This is a genomic window from Rhodococcus globerulus (assembly GCF_019334125.1).
GTDB classification, from domain to species: Bacteria; Actinomycetota; Actinomycetes; order Mycobacteriales; family Mycobacteriaceae; genus Rhodococcus_F; species Rhodococcus_F globerula.
Window position 1 is genome coordinate 385065 of record NZ_CP079698.1, and the last position, 17667, is coordinate 402731.

12 protein-coding genes are annotated in these 17667 nt (G+C 62.7%); 3 read left to right on the forward strand and 9 right to left on the reverse strand.

Going from position 1 to position 17667, the window contains the following annotated elements:
* Positions 1-10 precede the first annotated feature (10 nt).
* Positions 11-1834, reverse strand: a complete 1824-nt coding sequence (gene glsA, locus KYT97_RS01725; protein WP_219111626.1) for a glutaminase A — start codon at positions 1832-1834, stop codon at positions 11-13.
* Between the two features lie 252 nt (positions 1835-2086).
* Between glsA and dxs the strand changes: the two genes are divergently transcribed.
* The gene (dxs, locus tag KYT97_RS01730) at positions 2087-4024 is read left to right on the forward strand and encodes a 1-deoxy-D-xylulose-5-phosphate synthase (protein WP_045067438.1); all 1938 of its coding nucleotides are present in this window, start codon (positions 2087-2089) and stop codon (positions 4022-4024) included.
* Between the two features lie 77 nt (positions 4025-4101).
* Here the strand turns inward: dxs and KYT97_RS01735 are convergent, their stop codons facing one another.
* The 4 genes from KYT97_RS01735 to KYT97_RS01750 form a co-directional block, all read right to left on the reverse strand.
* Positions 4102-5544, reverse strand: coding sequence for a sugar porter family MFS transporter (locus tag KYT97_RS01735; protein ID WP_095886087.1), 1443 nt, complete (start codon positions 5542-5544; stop codon positions 4102-4104).
* Between the two features lie 158 nt (positions 5545-5702).
* A complete protein-coding gene (locus KYT97_RS01740; protein WP_033234762.1) occupies positions 5703-6173 on the reverse strand; it encodes an SRPBCC family protein in 471 nt (156 codons plus the stop codon).
* A gap of 46 nt (positions 6174-6219) precedes the next feature.
* Positions 6220-7233 (reverse strand): iron-siderophore ABC transporter substrate-binding protein, encoded by a 1014-nt coding sequence (locus KYT97_RS01745; protein WP_095887810.1) that lies wholly within the window; start codon positions 7231-7233, stop codon positions 6220-6222.
* 49 nt (positions 7234-7282) lie between these two features.
* The gene (locus KYT97_RS01750) at positions 7283-8620 is read right to left on the reverse strand and encodes a lipase family protein (RefSeq protein WP_245005991.1); all 1338 of its coding nucleotides are present in this window, start codon (positions 8618-8620) and stop codon (positions 7283-7285) included.
* A 339-nt stretch (positions 8621-8959) separates the two neighbouring features.
* On the opposite strand from KYT97_RS01750, the gene KYT97_RS01755 reads away from it, so the two are divergent.
* The gene (locus tag KYT97_RS01755; RefSeq protein WP_219111627.1) at positions 8960-9511 is read left to right on the forward strand and encodes a TetR/AcrR family transcriptional regulator; all 552 of its coding nucleotides are present in this window, start codon (positions 8960-8962) and stop codon (positions 9509-9511) included.
* A gap of 167 nt (positions 9512-9678) precedes the next feature.
* On the forward strand, positions 9679-11274 hold the full coding sequence (locus KYT97_RS01760; protein ID WP_219111628.1) for a GMC oxidoreductase: 1596 nt from the start codon (positions 9679-9681) through the stop codon (positions 11272-11274).
* An 81-nt stretch (positions 11275-11355) separates the two neighbouring features.
* Here KYT97_RS01760 and KYT97_RS01765 read toward each other — a convergent pair whose 3' ends face one another.
* The 4 genes from KYT97_RS01765 to KYT97_RS01780 all read right to left on the reverse strand — a co-directional run bounded on the left by KYT97_RS01765 (position 11356) and on the right by KYT97_RS01780 (position 17608).
* Positions 11356-13461: a 3-hydroxyacyl-CoA dehydrogenase NAD-binding domain-containing protein gene (locus KYT97_RS01765; RefSeq protein ID WP_219111629.1), complete on the reverse strand. Its 2106-nt coding sequence runs from the start codon at positions 13459-13461 to the stop codon at positions 11356-11358.
* 3 nt (positions 13462-13464) lie between these two features.
* The gene (locus KYT97_RS01770; protein WP_219111630.1) at positions 13465-14682 is read right to left on the reverse strand and encodes a thiolase family protein; all 1218 of its coding nucleotides are present in this window, start codon (positions 14680-14682) and stop codon (positions 13465-13467) included.
* 161 nt (positions 14683-14843) lie between these two features.
* Positions 14844-16157 (reverse strand): ribonuclease D, encoded by a 1314-nt coding sequence (locus KYT97_RS01775; protein ID WP_219111631.1) that lies wholly within the window; start codon positions 16155-16157, stop codon positions 14844-14846.
* Between the two features lie 11 nt (positions 16158-16168).
* Positions 16169-17608 (reverse strand): WS/DGAT/MGAT family O-acyltransferase, encoded by a 1440-nt coding sequence (locus KYT97_RS01780; protein WP_045067450.1) that lies wholly within the window; start codon positions 17606-17608, stop codon positions 16169-16171.
* Positions 17609-17667 lie beyond the last annotated feature (59 nt).

The window sequence follows — 17667 nt, forward strand, 5'->3', positions numbered from 1 at the left end:
GCTTCTCCGATCAGATGCGTCCTGCGCCGATAACGCTGCGCAAGGTCATGTCGAGTTGTTCGTACGCGCCCGATGCCAGGCTCTCGAGCAGCGCAAGTTTGAGTTCCGGTGCCGCAGAGGTCAGTTCGTTGTACCGCGCAGTCGTGAGGACAGCCACAACCACAGTGGTGTCGGCCCGGACGTCGTTGAGGAAGCGGGAGTTCAGGAACATCGTCATCTCGCCGAACGTCATTCCGGCGGACAACGTCGCGATCCGGTGCGTGAGGCCTTGAACGTCGGTGAACGTCGTGCTGACCTGTCCTTGCAGAATCAAATAGAACCCTGACGCCGCATCACCGCGGCGGGCGATAGTTTCGCCCCTGGCATACGTTCGGCTCTCGAGCTGAGACACGAAGGCAGACACCTGTTTCGGTGACAACGCGTCGAGGACGGGGTGATCCTCGATCGACATGCTCGCCGGCTGACGCTGCTGTGAGCAGTGGAGCGTCAGGAGAGCGTCCTCGCACCACGCCATCGCCGCGTCGAGGTCGGCAAAAACCCGTCCGCCGCGTTGCGCGGGATTGATGCTCGAACTTGCCTGTCCGAGAAGCCCGCTCGGATCCACCAATGCCACGGCGCAACCCTTGTCGGCCAGTTGGGTCCGCAGAGCCGTGATCATGCGAATCGCCACGTCGCTGGCGTCGTCGACACGTCGTACGTCGATCACGACCACTTCGAGTCCTTCGTCCACCGAACCGATCTCGCGCACGGCGGACTCCGCGCCGGTGAACAGGAGATCGCCGTGCAGTTCGTAGATCCGGCTCCGCTTGCCCACGTCTTCGAGAACAGCCTGTTCGGTGGGTGTGCGCCTGACTCGGGAAGGAGCCTGAGTCACGTTGTATCGCGCGCGGATCGACGACCTCGACGCCCGCGTCACATGGAGGAAGTGAAGTTCCAACTCCTTGGACAGAGCCTTTGCCGCGGCCACACCACGAACGCTGTTTCCGTGAGCATCGAGTCTGGGGGAGTAGACGGCGATCCCGATCTGCCCGGGAAGAACTGCCATGACGCCGCCGCCGACGCCACTCTTGGCGGGTAACCCCGCTTCGACCAGCCACTTCCCGGCGCCGTCGTACATTCCACACGTCGACATGACGCTGAGGACCTGTTCGACGCCGACGGCGGTGAGTGCGCGCTCGCGGGTCAACGGATTGACGCCGTTGTTGGCCATCGTCGCGGCCATCAGGCTCAGGTCGCGGCACGTCACGTCGATGGAGCATTGACGGAAGTACAGGTCGACGGCGTCGTTGGGGTCGCCGGAGATCACATCGAACGAGCGCAGCATGTGTCCGATCGCGCGATTGCGATGTCCGGTGCGCGCTTCGGATTCGTAGACGGCTTCGTTGAACGGCAACTCCCGGCCTGCGTAACGCGAATATGCTGCGCGAATTCGTTCGAAGCGGGTTGCTTGATCTGCACCCGTCACCAGCGAGGCCGCGGTGATCGCGCCCGCGTTGATCATCGGATTCCGTGGTCGCTCGGTGAGGGGATCGAGGCTGATCTCGTTGAACGGCTCACCGGACGGTTCGACGTCGATCTTGGCGTCGACGGCCTCGGCACCGCGATCAGCGAGAGCGAGTGCGTACGTGAACGGCTTGGAGATCGACTGGATCGTGAATGGATGTCGGGAATCGCCGATTTCGTAGACGTATCCGTCGATGGTGGCGAGGCAGATCCCGAACGAATCGGGGGCGACGGCAGCAAGTTCGGGTATGTAGTCGGCGACTTCTCCGGCATCGAGTGATCGGACGTCGTCGAAGACTCGGGCGATCAGATCGTCAACCACGTTTCCCATAGGATGACTGTAGGCGGACGAGTTCGACAATTTGTGGTCGCCGAGCGGATATCTACAAGACCGGCCATCCGTTTTGTCTGTGATTGCAGTCACGGACCGCCGCCCCGGTGGTGCTGTAACTCGAAGTTATAGGTGAATACCGCCGAGTCCGCGTGTCGGTTCGCTGAGTCGCTCCGTAGACTGACAGAACTGTCGTACAGACAGCCGCGGCGCGCACCGGTGCAGCTGTGAAGCACGGAAGGAGCGATCTCGTTGGGTGTTCTTGCCCGCATTCAAGGTCCTGACGATCTGCGTCAGTTGAGCCACGCCGAGGTTTCGGAGTTGGCTGACGAGATTCGTGAGTTCCTGGTGCAGAAGGTCGCTGCCACCGGTGGTCACCTCGGCCCCAATCTCGGGGTTGTCGAGCTGACCCTTGCCCTGCATCGAATTTTCGATTCTCCGCAAGATGCCATCATCTTCGACACTGGGCATCAGGCGTATGTCCACAAGATCCTGACCGGACGCAAGGATCAGTTCGAGACCTTGCGCAAGCAGGGTGGTTTGTCGGGATATCCCTGCCGGGCCGAAAGTGAGCACGACTGGGTCGAGTCCTCCCACGCGTCAGCTGCACTGTCTTATGCCGACGGTTTGGCCAAGGCGTTTGCGCTGACCGGTCAAGATCGACACGTTGTCGCCGTTGTCGGTGACGGTGCGCTCACCGGCGGTATGTGTTGGGAAGCCCTCAACAACATCGCGGCCGGCAAGGATCGCTCGGTGGTGATCGTCGTCAACGACAACGGTCGTTCGTACGCGCCCACCATCGGCGGACTCGCCGATCACCTTTCTGCGTTGCGTACCGCCCCGAGCTACGAGCGGGCCCTCGACAACGGTCGCAGGATGGTCAAGAAGCTTCCCTGGGTGGGTCGCGCTGCTTACTCGGTGCTGCACGGAATGAAAGCCGGTCTCAAGGACGCGGTCAGCCCGCAGGTCATGTTCACCGACCTCGGCATCAAGTACCTCGGCCCTGTCGACGGCCATGACGAGCAGGCCATGGAATCGGCGTTGCGCCGGGCCAAGGCATACGGCGGACCGGTGATCGTTCATGCCGTCACCCGCAAAGGCAACGGTTACGCGCACGCCGAGAACGACATCGCGGATCAGATGCACGCAACCGGGGTCATCGACCCCGTGACCGGTCGCTCCGACAAGACGCCGGCACTCGACTGGACATCAGTTTTCTCCGCCGAGTTGATCGAGCAGGCTTCGCGCCGCGAGGACATCGTGGCGATCACAGCCGCGATGGCCGGCCCGACAGGCCTGGCCGCGTTCGCGGAGAAGTTCCCCGACCGCATGTTCGACGTCGGTATCGCGGAGCAGCATGCGATGACGTCGGCAGCTGGATTGGCGCTCGGCGGATTGCACCCGGTGGTCGCTATTTACGCGACCTTCCTCAACCGTGCCTTCGATCAGCTGCTCATGGATGTTGCGCTCCTGAAGCAGCCGGTCACGGTAGTTCTCGACCGTGCCGGCGTCACCGGGGTCGACGGCGCCAGCCACAACGGTGTTTGGGACCTGTCCCTGCTCGGCATCATTCCCGGAATTCGTGTTGCGGCTCCACGTGACGCCGTCACGCTCCGTGAAGAATTGGACGAAGCACTCAAGGTCGACGACGGTCCCACCGTCGTCCGGTTCCCGAAAGGTGCTGTCCCCGAGGGGATTCCGGCGATCAAGCGGCTCGACGGAATTGACGTGCTTCGTGAATCCGACGGCGATCGCGGCGATGTGCTCCTCGTTGCCGTCGGACCATTTGCCTCCTTGGCCCTCGCGATCGCCGATCGTCTCGACAAGCAGGGCATCGCGGTGACTGTCGTCGATCCGCGTTGGGTTCTGCCCGTCTCGGACACGCTGGTCAAGATTGCCGACAAGTTCGCGCTGGTTGTCACCCTCGAAGACGGCGGGGTGCACGGCGGTATTGGATCGACGGTTTCCGCAGCGTTGCGGGCTGCGGGTGTTCACACCGCGTGCCGCGACATGGGTGTGCCGCAGCAGTTCCTGGATCACGCCTCCCGTGAAGCCATCCATCAGGAACTGGGTCTGACGGCGCAGGATCTGTCCCTGAAGATCACCGGTTGGGTGGCCAGCATGGGTGGCTCCGCGGTTCACGTTAACGGGGATGCGCCTGCACGTGGCGACGCTCCCGCCCAAGGCTGAGTAGCGCTTCATACAGATCGGCACTGCTGGAAATTGCTTCCCAGCAGTGCCGATACGTATATGCGCTGGTGCTGCACTTACTGCACGGATTCGAGTGTGCTGCCTCGAGTTTCCTTTACGAATCTCAGCACCACGAACAGGGACAGCAGTGCCATTACCGCGTAGCCGCCGTAGGTGAGCGACAGATTCCAATCGGCCAGCGACGGGAAGGTCCAGGACACCAGGAAGTTGGCGACCCAGTTTGCTGCAGTGGCGAGACCGACTGCGGTGGCGCGCACACGGTTGGGGAACATCTCGGAGATGAGGACCCAGACGACAGGTCCCCATGACAGCGCGAAGAAGAACACAAACGCGTTTGCACCGATGAGGGCGATGGTGGCGTTGGCGCCGCTGAGGGTCGCGACGGATTCGCCGATCTCGTTCTTTGTCACTGTTGCCGAATGGAAACAGATAGCCGCGGTGCCGAGTGAGATTGCCATACCGGCGGAACCGACCAGCAGCAACGGCTTTCGTCCGACGCGGTCGATGACGGCAATCGCGACGAAGGTGCCGACGATGTTGACCAGCGCACTGACGACGCTGATCAGGAGCGAGCGGTCTGCGCCGAATCCGACGGCCTGCCACAGCGTGCTGGAGTAATAGAAGATGACGTTGATTCCGACCAGCTGCTGGAGTGCTGCCAAGGCGATGCCGAGCCAGACCAGGTACGAGACACCGAGTCGTTTCGAAAAGAGCTCGCGCACAGTGGTTTTGGCCTGCTTGAGTTTGAGAGACTCGCGAATTTCGTTCATCCGGCCGGTGACGGCGTCATGGTCGCCGCCTTCGAGGTCGGAGATGATCTTGCGTGCCCGATCATCCTTGCCTTGAGCGACGAGGAAGCGCGGAGACTCCGGGATCGTGGTGGTCATCACGAGATACAGAAGTGCAGGTACTGCCTCGAGCATCAGCATCCACTGCCAGGCTTCGAGGCCCGCGATCTGATTGCGCGCGCCACCGGCAGCGGCTTGCAGGGCGTAGTTGACCAACTGTGACACCGCAATTCCGAGCACGATGGCCAATTGATACATCGAACCGAGGCGGCCGCGGATAGCGGCCGGCGAGATCTCCGCGATGTATGCCGGCGCGATCACCGACGCAAAACCGACAGCGACGCCACCGACGATGCGCCAGAATGTCAGGTCGTAGACACTGAACGGAACGGCCGAACCGACCGCGCCGACAACAAAGAGCACTGCCGCGATCTGCATGACGCGGATGCGACCGAGTCGATCAGCTAGTGACCCCGCTATCCAAGCGCCCAAGGCTGCGCCGAGCAGGGTCAGGGACACGGTCAGGCCGGTGGCACCTGCGCCGATGTCGTATTTGTCGCGGATCGCTCCGACGGCTCCGTTGATGACAGCTGTGTCGTATCCGAACAGGAATCCGCCGAGCGCGGCAGCGCCGGCAAAGAGAACTGCATGTCCGACGGCGGCGCGTGTAGCGCCGGAACCGCCACTGTCGGTGGTACCGCTGAATGCCATTCCTGCCCCCTCCGGGCCAAGTGAACGATGCCCCGCTGCGTCGTCCGCGTGTAAAAGCACTCTGGACGCTACGCCCACCACGCGCGATTTGGCGGTTAGTCGAGTCTTGTTATCCACCTGAGTTGTTCGGGACATTCATCGGCGACGCGGATCGCGCGTCAGGTTGATGCGATCCGTTCGGCCTTTGCGGCGAAGTCCGCGAGATCCGCAGCCATCATCTTTCGGGTGATTCGAAGCCCGAGGCGCCCGAATACAGCACCGAGGACTTTGGACACGGCCGACTGGGCTTCGGAAACGCCGGCGAAGTTCATTTCGAGGAGCGTGCCGCCGGGTGCGGGCTTCAGCGTGAATCCGGACGTGTAGTCCATGCCATTCGAATGTGCTTTCACCACAGTGCGAATGGGCGCCTCGACCTCCACGACCCACATTTCCTCGGATGCTTCCTTGCCCATCAGCTTGCGGGTTTCACGCCACCTGGTGCCCACGGCGTACCCCTCACCGGCAAGCCGTTCGATACGGGTTACGCCGGTGAGGGTGTCGACCGCGCCGTCGAGGTCGGTGACGACCTGCCACACGGTGTCCACGGGTGCATTGACAACTCTGGTCACGGAAGTAGCAAGTTCAGGCATGCGCAGAGCCTAGGTCGTGACACCGACAAGCGGGGGTTACTTACTGTCAGCCGACGCGGTTGGCAGCTTCCGTCAACGACGGCGTTATCTGGTCGAGGACCCACGGGGTGCTCAGTACGTTGACGTTGCTGAGGCCGCCGATGACTCTGGTGTCGCTGAGGAAGACCGTCGATCCGCGCTTGACGGCGTCGAGTGCGCTGACCGCGGGAATGCTTGCCGGGTCGGTGGTTCCGTCGGTGAAGCCGACAATCACGTCGGCGTCGATGTCGGCGATGTTCTCGTAGGAGAGCGTCGTGAAGAACGACCCACCGGCATTGGCAGCGCCGAGCTTTTCGACGCCAGGAGCGTTGACAAACCCGAGTTCGTTCAACACCTGCACACGGGGATCCGTCGGGAGGTACACGTTGACGTTGCTGGCGTCGGTGTCGAAGTTGACGACGGCAATGGTCTTTCCGGCGTATTCGGGATGCGCAGCGGCAGTGTCGGCGAGAGTGGTGTCGAGGCCCTCGATCAATGCGTCGGCTTCGGTCGGCTTGCCTACGGCCTTTCCGACAATGCGTGTCTGGTCCTGCCAGGTTGTCTGCCACGCATCGCCGGGATAGGCGACAGTCGGCGCAACCTTGCTCAGCTGTTCGTAGACCGATTTCTCGAATCCTTCGTATGGGGCAAGGATCGCGTCGGGAGTCAGGGAAGCCACGATTTCGACGGGCGGCTCGCCAGTGGCCGGCATGTCGAACAGCGTGGTCTTGTCAGCGTCGAAGTATTCCTGTGCCCACGGCATCACTCCGTTGTCGTCGGCCCCGTATGTGTACTTGGGCTGTCCGACCGGAGTGAGACCGAGGGCGTAGAGGATGTCCTGAGCGTTCCAGCCGAGGGTGACCAACCGTTCCGGTTGGGTTTCGATCGTGGTGGTGCCGAAGACGTTGTCGATGCTGACCGGGAAACCCTCCGAGTTCGCCGGAGCAGACGAGGAGTCCGAATCGGATGAGCAGGCTACGAGTGCGGTGGCGGTGAGTGCAGCCAGACCCAGTGCTGCCCATCCGCGAACGGTAGTTTTCATGTAGGAAAGCCTAACCTGTTCCGGCGGCCTGAGAGCGACCTCTTCGGGATCAGTCGAACTGGCATCCACTCACCGGTACTCCATTGAAGCGATCGCGGAGGTAGTCGAATGCGTTGTTCGGGCCGAATCCGTCGATGATTTCCGGACCGAAGTGGTTAACAAAGGTTGTACCGGGTGCGATCGGTGGCAGGTCGTTGGTTCTGAAGGTGACCGTGGCACCGCGTGAGCACCACGACTGCGCAAGGCTGCGAGCCTGGGAATAGGGGATGGTGTCGTCGTTGATTCCGCTGGTCACGAGAACTGGAGACGTAGGCGTCAGGTTGCCGACCTGTTGTTCATCGAGAATCGTTGCCGCTTCAGGGATCTCGTCCAAGTGTGCAAGGAGGGGCCGGCCGTCGACCGTCAGTGCGTCGGTGCGCATGAAGGGGTGTTTCACGATGATGTCGCCGACACATTCGGTGGACAGTTGATCAAGAACCGCGCGCCCTTGCGGCGTGATTCGCTTGTCCAACGATGTATTCAGGTCAGGATAACGCGCGAGCAATCCGTTGATGTTGAATCCGACGACCCCGCCGATCAGGTTGCCGTCGATCTGTCCGAGTACCGATCGCAGATCAGCGGGAGGAGCGCCAGCCCAGGTTCCCGCGAGATTGAGTTCCGGTGCGTAGCTCGGCTGGAGTTCGGCCGCTGCTGCAGCCGCTCCGCCGCCCTGCGAGTATCCCCAGAAAGCCAAGGGAGTGTCGGAGCCGGTTCCACTGAGAATGTTCGCCGCCCGGGCGGCGTCGAGCATTGCGTGTGCTTCTTCGATTCGATTGACGTAGGTGTGGACGCCGGGGGTGCCCAGGCCGATGTAGTCGGTGACAAAAACGCGGACCCCCAATGCATTCCAGGTTCCGGCGGAGAACAGTTCCTGATTTGCGGACATCGACAGTGGATCGGTTTGGATCAGCAGTGCGTCGGGAAAGGCACGCGATGGTGCGCACTGGTCGCCTTGGCCCATCGTGCCCGGTCCGATGACAACGGTTGGTCGCTCGCCGGTCCCTTGCCACGGCTTCGACGAGTCGATGTAGGTGCCCGTCACCGCGGCGGGCGTGCCGTCCTGGAGTCGTGATGTGTACATGACTCGTTGCGCCGGCGCGGGCCACGGACCGTTGTAGTCGGGTAGTGATGCCCGCAGGGTCATCGGTTCGGTGCGAATGACACTTCCGGGACCTGTCGGGAAATTCGCCGGCGGTTGATAAAACTCCGGGATCGCCGGAGCGGCAGCGGCCGGGTTGATCGCGGTGACGGTGCAGAGCGTCGTTGCGACGACGGACATGCCGACCAATGTGGCCATCCGGAGTCGTCGAGTGGACGTGCGCCGAAATGCTGCGGACAACTTCTTCATGGAAGCCTCTCGATGCGTGTCGACGACAGCGCACGAGTTGCTGCGATCGACAGAAAGAAGTGTGAAAGACGGTCCTCGGCAGAGTCCCGCGTGCCGGATCGGAACGCCGTACGCATAGGTGCGGCAATCGATCTCGGCAGTGCTCGGAAGGTGTGGTGCGGAGCTCACCCCTATGAGCTACCGGCGAGTAACAACATAGCCCATAATTTCGTGAACTGGGTCACGAAAGTGTGATTTCGCCCGAAAATCTTCACGAGTGGTTCGAAAATCGTCGTGACCTGCGGCCTTGTTGCAATCCTGGTTTGGGTGAATCGGGTAGTAATAGGCGATAATTGTCCGGTGCGGTCGCAGAAGAAGATCTTGAACGCCACGCTTCGACTGATCGAGGGTGGCGGGTTCGAGGCCGTCAACATGGCGGCGATCGCTCATGAAGCCGGTGTGTCGCGCCAGACTGTGTACTCCAACTTCGGGTCCCGTGAAGAAGTGGTGTCAAAGGCGATGTCCGATCTTACTGTCGAGATGTTGAGTGGTATCAAGGCTCGACTGGCTACTGTGGAGAGCGCCTGCGAATACGTCGTCGAATTCATCGTGGCGTCGCGGGCCGAGGTGCGGGCGCACCCGGTGCTGACGACGTTGTTGCTCGCCGAACGAGGTGATCCGGTGTTCTCGGCGGAGATGATGGTACGTGCCAAACCTGTTGCACACGAGTTTCTTTCGCCCATCGTGGAGCGAGGTCTCGCAACCGAGGAGGAGTTGGACGGCATTATCGAAATTGCCGTTCGACTGGGTTTGTCGGTCATTGCGTTCGACAGTGAGTCCATCCACTCCGACGACGATTTACGAACTTTTCTCACTCGCTGGCTTCAACCTGCAATGGGTTCCACAGCCTAGATATCAGCTTTCTATTCAACTTTTCTTGACACTTTTCCGGTAAGTGTCTAGTTTTGGACTCGCTCGGTTGTTTTGTCCATACGGAACTAGGCACTTCCCCTGATTTTCTTGTGCCCCGTGAGTTTTCGCCGCCGGCACATTCGGCGATTCACCAAGGGAGTACAGCTATGTCTGCACTGAAACGGCGAGCCTTTCTGTCCGGAGCCGCCGCGGCAATGGCCGCAGTGGCGATACCGAGTGTTGCTCGGGCCGATGCCGGTACCGCTGCCCGAACCGTCGGCGTGCCGCTCACCCGCGAAGAACATCGCGTTGTCGTGATCGGTTCGGGATTCGGTGGCGGCGTGACCGCGCTTCGTCTGGCCGAGGCGGGCGTTCCGGTTACGGTGCTGGAGAGGGGAATTCGGTGGCCCTCGGGTCCGAATGCCGAGACATTTCCCCATCCGGCCAGTCCTGACAAACGGATCCTGTGGCACCAGTCCAATCCGACGCTCTTCGGGAGAGAAGTTGCTTTCGAGCCGTACGTCGGGTTGCTGGAGACGGTGTCCGGCGAGAACATGACATCGATCTGCGCGGCCGGCGTTGGCGGTGGTTCGTTGGTGTACCAGGGCATGACGCTGCAACCTGCCGAATCCGTCTTCAACACGCACTTTCCCGAGCAGTTGGACTACGCGACGATGGACCGCGTCCACTACCAACGCGTCGCATCCATGCTGCAACTCGCCGTAGCGCCGGACGAGCTGGTCGAGAGTCCGAATTACGAGGCTGCCCGTGTATTCGCCCGCAATGCAACGCGTTCCGGGCTTCCGGTGTCGAAGATTCCGATGCCGATCGACTGGGACTTTGCGCTGGCCGAACTGCGCGGTGAGATGAAAGCCTCGTACACCAACGGCGACGGCGCACTCGGCGTGAACAACGGCGGCAAGCACTCCGTCGACGTCACCTACATTGCCGCCGCAGAAGCCACAGGATTGGTGAAAGTCGAGACGCTGCACCAGGTTACCGACGTCGAACGCGCGGAAGACGGCCGATGGCGGGTATATGTGAACCGCACCGACATGTCCGGGCGGGTGCTCGAGAACAAGATCCTGACGACAAAGGCGCTGGTCATGGCCGCGGGCAGCGCCAACACGACCAAGTTGCTCGTGCGGGCCGGTGCGCAGGGGCGGATTCCCGATCTGCCCGGCGAGTTGGGCGGCGGCTGGGGCACCAACGCCGACCGCATCTACATCTGGTCCGACCCCACCGAGAATTTCGGTAGCACCCAAGGCGGCCCGGTTGTCTACGGAAGCCGGAACTGGGACGACCCGGATTCGGCATTCACCCTCATTCAGGCGTCGTTCCCGCCGGTGCCGTTCGATGCGCGCAGCACAGTGATGGTCGGATTCGGTGTCAGCAGCGACCGAGGCCGGTTTGTGTACGACTCCGCGCGGGACGAGGCAGTGCTCCGTTGGCCGAAGGACGGCGACTCTGCCATCCAGCGAGGCCACATCGGGCCGGCTGCCCACAAGATCGCCGGGACCACCGGCATCCTCACCGACACGAATGTGGTGCTGTCGTCGACGTGGCATCCGCTCGGCGGCGCATGCATGGGAACGGTCTGCGATCTCGAAGGTCGCGTGCAGGGCCAGCGCGGACTGTACGTGCTTGACGGTGCTTTGATGCCGGGTAATGCTGCTGCGTGCAATCCGTCGATGACTATCGCTGCCGTGGCGGAGCGAGCACTTGACTACATTGTGAAAGAGGATGTCGGAACAGTGTTTTGAGCTGCCGCACAGTGTGAACTATCGCGAACGGCGCACCCGGAAAATTCGAGTGCGCCGTTCGGCTTTGTCAGAGCGAGAGAATCAGACGCTCGCAACACCAGGCGCGAGGAAGCGCTTGCCGTTGACGGCCTCGGAGGTGCCGGTGCGGTCCAGGTACGGCGTGATGCCACCGTTCCAGAATCCGAATCCGCCGCCGAGCAGCAGGCAGAGGTCGATGTCCTCGGCTGCCGCTACGACGCCTTCGTCGAGCATGATCTGGATTTCCTGGGCGAAGGCACGGCGTGTGCGCTCGAGTACTTCTTCCGAGGTGGACACCTTGTCGCCTCGAGGCCACAGCGCGGCAACCTCGGGATCGACAGCTTGGCCGTTCTCGCCCCAGGTCCAGACGCCGGGCTTGCGGGCTTCGACGAGTGCTTCGAGACCGGGCGAGCTCTTGAACCGTTCCGGGTACGACGCCTGCAGGGTCTCGCCGGTGTGCAGTGCGACTGCGGGTCCGACGAGGGCCAGCAGGGTGAACGGCGACATCGGCATACCGAGTTCGGCGATGGCATTGTCCGCGACGTCGAAGGGGGTGCCTTCGTCGACGGCGGACATGACCTCACCCAAGGTGCGGGTGACGAGGCGGTTGAAGACGAAGCCGGCCTTGTCGCCGCACAGGACTGCAGACTTCTTCAGTGACTTCGCGGTGGCGAAAGCCGTTGCGAGCGTAGCGTCGTCGGTCTTCTCGCCCCTGATGATCTCGAGGAGTGGGAGAACGGCAACCGGGTTGAAGAAGTGGAAGCCCACCACGCGCTCGGGATGCTTCAGCTCGGACGCCATCTCTGTGATGGAGAGCGACGAGGTGTTGGTCGCGAGGATGGTTTCGGGAGCGATGAACTGCTCGAGTTCCGCGAAGACCTTCTTCTTGACATCCATGTTCTCGAAGACGGCTTCGATGACGAAGTCGGTCTTGGCAAACGCGGCCTTGTCGAGTGAGCCGGAGACGAGGGCCTTGAGACGGTTCGCGGCGTCGGGGGACAGGCGCCCCTTGCCGAGGAGCTTGTCGATTTCGGTGTGGACGTAACCGACACCCTTGTCGATGCGCTCCTGGTCGATGTCGGTCAGGATGACCGGCACCTTGAGCTGGCGGACGAAGAGCAGCGCGAGCTGGCTGGCCATGAGACCGGCACCGACGATGCCGACGCCGTTGACCTTGCGGGCCAGCGAACGGTCGGGCGCTCCGGCGGGACGCTTGGCGCGCTTGTTCACCAGATCGAAGGCGTACAGGCCGGCGCGGAGCTCGTCGGTCAGGAGGAGATCGGCAAGTGCCTCGTCCTCGGCCGCAAAGCCCTTGTCGAGCGAAGCCGCATCCGTGATGTCGGTGGTGCGAGCCAGTTCGAGCAGCTCGACAGCCTTGACGGCGCCGGGAGCGTTGCCCTTGGTCTTACCGTCGACGATGGCCTTCGCACGGGCGATCGCGTCGTCCCAGCCCTGGCCGCGATCGATCTCGGGGCGAGCGGGGGTGACGGTACCGGCGAGAACCTGCGCGGCCCAGGCGAGTGACTGCTCGATGAAGTCGGCGGAATCGAGAACGACGTCGACGACGCCGAGTTCGAGTGCCTTCTTGGGGGAGAGCACCTTGTTCTGGTTGAGCGAGTTCTCGATCACCACGGTGACGGCGTTGGACGGGCCGACGAGGTTGGGGAGCAACTGCGTGCCACCCCATCCGGGGACCAGACCGAGGAATGCTTCCGGAAGACCGAGTGCGCCCGCGTTGGCGGCAACCGTGCGGTAGTGGCTGTGCAGGCCGACCTCGAGGCCACCGCCCAGTGCGACACCGTTGATGAAGGCGAACGTGGGAACGGAGGACTCACGCAGGCGTCGGAACACCTTGTGGCCCAAGCGGCCCAGCTCGAGTCCCTGCTCACGTGAGGTGATCGCGGGAACACCCTTGAGGTCCGCACCGGCGGCGAAGATGAACGGCTTTCCGGTGACGGCGATGGCCACCGGGTTCGCGGCAAAAGCTTCGTCCAGTGCGGCGTCGAAGGATGCGAGCCCGCCGGGGCCGAAGGACGACGGCTTGGTGTGGTCGAAGCCGTTGTCGAGGGTGATCAGTGCAAACGGGCCCTCGATGCCGGGGACCGAGATGATCTTGGTGTACGCGTTCGTCACGACCTCGTCGGCGAATGCTGTTGTTATATCAGACATTTACTAGACTCCTGCCTGGTAATCAGCGTGGTTCGGGTTCTCCCAGATGACGGTGCCACCCATGCCGAGGCCGATGCACATGGTGGTCAAGCCGTAGCGCACGTCGGGGCGTGTCGCGAACTGGCGGGAGAGCTGCGTCATCAGGCGCACGCCCGACGAGGCGAGGGGGTGGCCACACGCGATGGCGCCGCCCCACTGGTTGACGCGGGGGTCGTCGTCGGCGATGCCGTAGTGCTCGAGGAACGCGAGAACCTGAACCGCGAACGCTTCGTTGATCTCGAAAAGTCCGATGTCCTCGATCTTCAGACCGGTGCGTGCCAGAAGCTTCTCGGTGGCGGGGACCGGTCCGATACCCATGACCGCGGGGTCGACGCCCTGGTAGGCAAAGCCGACCATGCGCATGCCGACGGGCAGTCCGAGCTCCGCTGCGGTGTCTTCACCGGCGAGAAGTGCTGCCGTGGCGCCGTCGTTGAGGCCTGCGGCGTTACCGGCGGTGATGCGCCCGGCGGGGCGGAACGGCGCTTTGAGCTTCGCGAGGTCTTCGACGGTAGTTCCGGGGCGCGGCGGCTCGTCCTCGGTGGCGAGCCCCCAACCGGCTGCGCTGCGGGTCGCGACGGGAACCAGCGTGTCGGCGATGAAGCCGGCCTTCTTGGCAGCATCGTACTTGTTCTGGCTGTTCACGGCGTAGGCGTCCGTGCGGTCTTTGGTGATGGTCGGGAACCGGTCGTGCAGGTTCTCTGCGGTGTTACCCATCACGAGTGCGCTCGGGTCGACCAGACGGTCGGCGAGGAAGCGCGGGTTGGGGTCTGCGCCCTCACCCATCGGGTGGTGGCCCATGTGCTCGACGCCACCGGCGACAACAACGTCGTACTGGCCGAAGCCGATGCCCGACGCGGTGGTAGTGACGGCGGTCATCGCGCCGGCGCACATGCGGTCGATGGCAAATCCGGGGACGGTTTCGGGCAGGCCGGCGAGGATCGCGGCGGTGCGGCCGATGGTCAGTCCCTGGTCACCGGTCTGAGTGGTGGCAGCGATCGCCACTTCGTCGATCCGCGCGGGATCCAGCTGCGGGTTGCGACGAAGCAGTTCGCGGATGGCTTTGACGACCAGGTCGTCTGCACGCGTCTCGGCGTACATGCCCTTGGGGCCTGCCTTGCCGAACGGGGTGCGAATGCCGTCGACAAAGACGACGTTGCGTTGGTTGTGTGTGGATGGAGCCACGCGAATTCCTCCTGATGGAGATGCCCACCACGCGCTGGGCGGATGGGACTTACGGTTCGGCAATCACGGCCAAGCGTCCGGCCTTGTAACAAGCGTACTACTGCCCATTACTCACCGGTAACTTAACGGGTCGAATTGCTCCACCCACACCCGCAACCCCGTCAGGATTCGCCGGTTGCCGCTGCTTCCTCCTCGGCTGCGACCGCGTCGTCCTCTGCCGGAACTACCGAGTTCAGCGCCTCGGCGAGGACCGGCACGGTCAAGGTGCGCTGCCACAATCGGGCGCCGCCGGACGTGAGCTTCGTCTCGATCGCAGCCGTGACCACGGCGATGTCCGATCCCGGCTCGATTGTCCAGTCCCAGCACAGACGACGCACCAGCTCCGGTTGCAGCAGATTTTCGACGGGGACCGATACCTCGGAACTGAGATCCGACAAGGCTGCGCGGGCTGCGGTCAGACGATCGGCGGCTTCGGGATCCTGACGCGCCCACCGTCCGGGAGCTGGCGGGCCGATGTTCGGCGGAGTCTTCGGGGGAAGCTCGCTGTCCGGCAGGGACCGAGCTGATTCCAATGCAGTCATCCAGATTCGTGAATAGCGTCGTTGCCTCGGTCCGCCGAACACGGGCAGCGACCGCAGCGCATCCATCGACCGGGGATCCTTGAGCGCCGCGTCGATGATCGCCGAATCCGGCAGCACTCGGCTGGGAGACACGTCGCGCTTACGTGCGAGATCTTCACGCGCCTGCCACAGCGCCCGGACCGCAGCCAATTGGCGAGTGGTCTTCAGTGACGTGATGTGCGACGTGCGGCGCCAGCGATCCGGCTTCGGCTTCGGCGGGCCGGCAAGTCGAATGTGCTCGAATTCTTCTTTCGCCCAATCCAATTTGCCTTGTGCACGCAGTTCGGCTTCCATGGCGTCGCGCAATTCCAGCAGCACTTCGACGTCGAGCGCGGCGTAGTTCAGCCATGGTGCCGGCAGTGGCCGTGTCGACCAGTCGGCGGCGCCGTGGCCCTTGCGAAGCTCGACATGCAACGTGCGTTCCACGATCGCGGCCAGACCGACCCGTTCGAATCCGGCCAGTCGGCCCGCCAATTCAGTGTCGAAAAGTACAGCCGGATACAACCCCAACTCGGCCAGTCCGGGCAGATCCTGATCTGCGGAATGCAGAACCCACTCCAGAGGGTTGATCGCCTCGGCCAGCGGTGCCATGTCCGTGGCGGTGGGGATCGGATCGATCAGAAACGAGCCGGCGCCCTCACGTCTGAGCTGAATCAGATACGCACGGGCGGAGTACCGGAATCCCGACGCACGCTCGGCGTCAACAGCCAAAGGCCCGGTGCCCGCTGTCAATTCAGCGGCAGCCTTCGCGATCCCGTCTGCGGTGGTGATGACATCAGGCACACCGTCACGCGGCACCAGGAGTGGTTCGACATCGGACGTGGGCTCGGTTGCATCATCGGTGACTTCGGACATGATCGATAACTCTACGTCGCAGAAGGCGTCGTAGTTGCGCAACCTTCCCCGTCACTTTCTTCGTCGCCTTTCTCGGCTGCTCCCAGGAGTTCGTCGAGCGCCAGGGCGAATCCTTGCGCGAGTTCGTGCAATTGGGGTGCCAGGTCCGTGCAACTGACGATGCCCACATCTACTTTGCCGTCGAGCGACATCACCGTCACATTGAGTCCGGCGCCGTGAAAGATGGGTCCCAGTGGGAACATTCCCGTAATGCGTGCGCCCAGGAAGTACAGCGGAACCGGCGGGCCGGGAACGTTCGACACCACGAGATTCGAAACGACGGGGTGCCGTTCTGCGAGCTTGAGCGAGGAGTAGACGCGCATTGCGGCGCCGAAAACTGCCGGCGACGCAAATTGTGACCAGTCTTGAAGCATGTTTGCGCCCAACGCCTCGTTATGGTTTTTCGAGGTCGCGTTGTATTCGCTGATCGCGCGCAAGCGGTCAAGTGGGTCGACGATCTGGGTGCCCAGTTGCGTGAACATACCGGAGATCTGGTTTGTGCCGGCGCGGTCGGATTTCCCGTGAACCGACACAGGAACCATCGCGACCAACGAATCCTCGGGAAGCTCGCCGCGCTCCTCGAGGTAGTTGCGCAGCGCTCCGGCGCACAGCGCAAGAACGACATCGTTGACCTTGACGCCGTGACGGTCCTTTACGGCTTTCACTTTGGCCAGGTCGAGCTGGGCGAAGGCAATATTGCGATGACCGGTGATGGCGCCGTTGAACGACGTTCGAGGGGCGGTGAACGGCGCAGGCATCGCTCTGCCTTTGCGGGCGCGGGTCACCCATTTGGGCAGCATCGCGATACCGCCGGGGACGAGGCGCGCCAGCCGCGCAGGCCTGGAAATTACGGCGAGGAGGCCGCCGACAGCGATGTCGAGTGTGCCGGCGTCACCGGCGCTCTCGGCTGTGGTGTCTACCAGTGCGGGGGATTCCGGTTCCAGACTGCACAGTTGAGCCAGGATGTTGGCACCGGTAATGCCGTCAGCGGCACTGTGATGGATCTTCGACATGACGGCGATGGTTCCGTCGGCAAGTCCTTCGATGACCCACATTTCCCACAGCGGACGGGAACGGTCCAACGGTTGGCTCGCGATATGTCCGGCAAGTTCTGCCAGCTCGTCGTGGCCACCTGGCGCCGGTACCGATGTGCGATGGCAGTGTCGTTCGATATCGAAGTCGTGGTCGTCCACCCAGACGGGGTAGTCGAGGTTCAAGCGTGAATCTTTCAGCTTGCGCCGGAACGTCGGCATCGCTGCCATGCGGGAGTCCAACTCGCCGAGTAGTGATCGGTAGCGGTAACCGCCCGGGATGGTCGACGGGTCCAGTATCACCAGGCCGCAGACGTGGAGTAGCTGTGTCGACGTTTCCAGGTACAGGAAGGTGGCATCAAGTCCGCTGAGACGCTGCATCTACCGATTTTAGAACGGGTTCTAGTTAGATTTTGGTGGAATGATCAAACCGGCGTTGG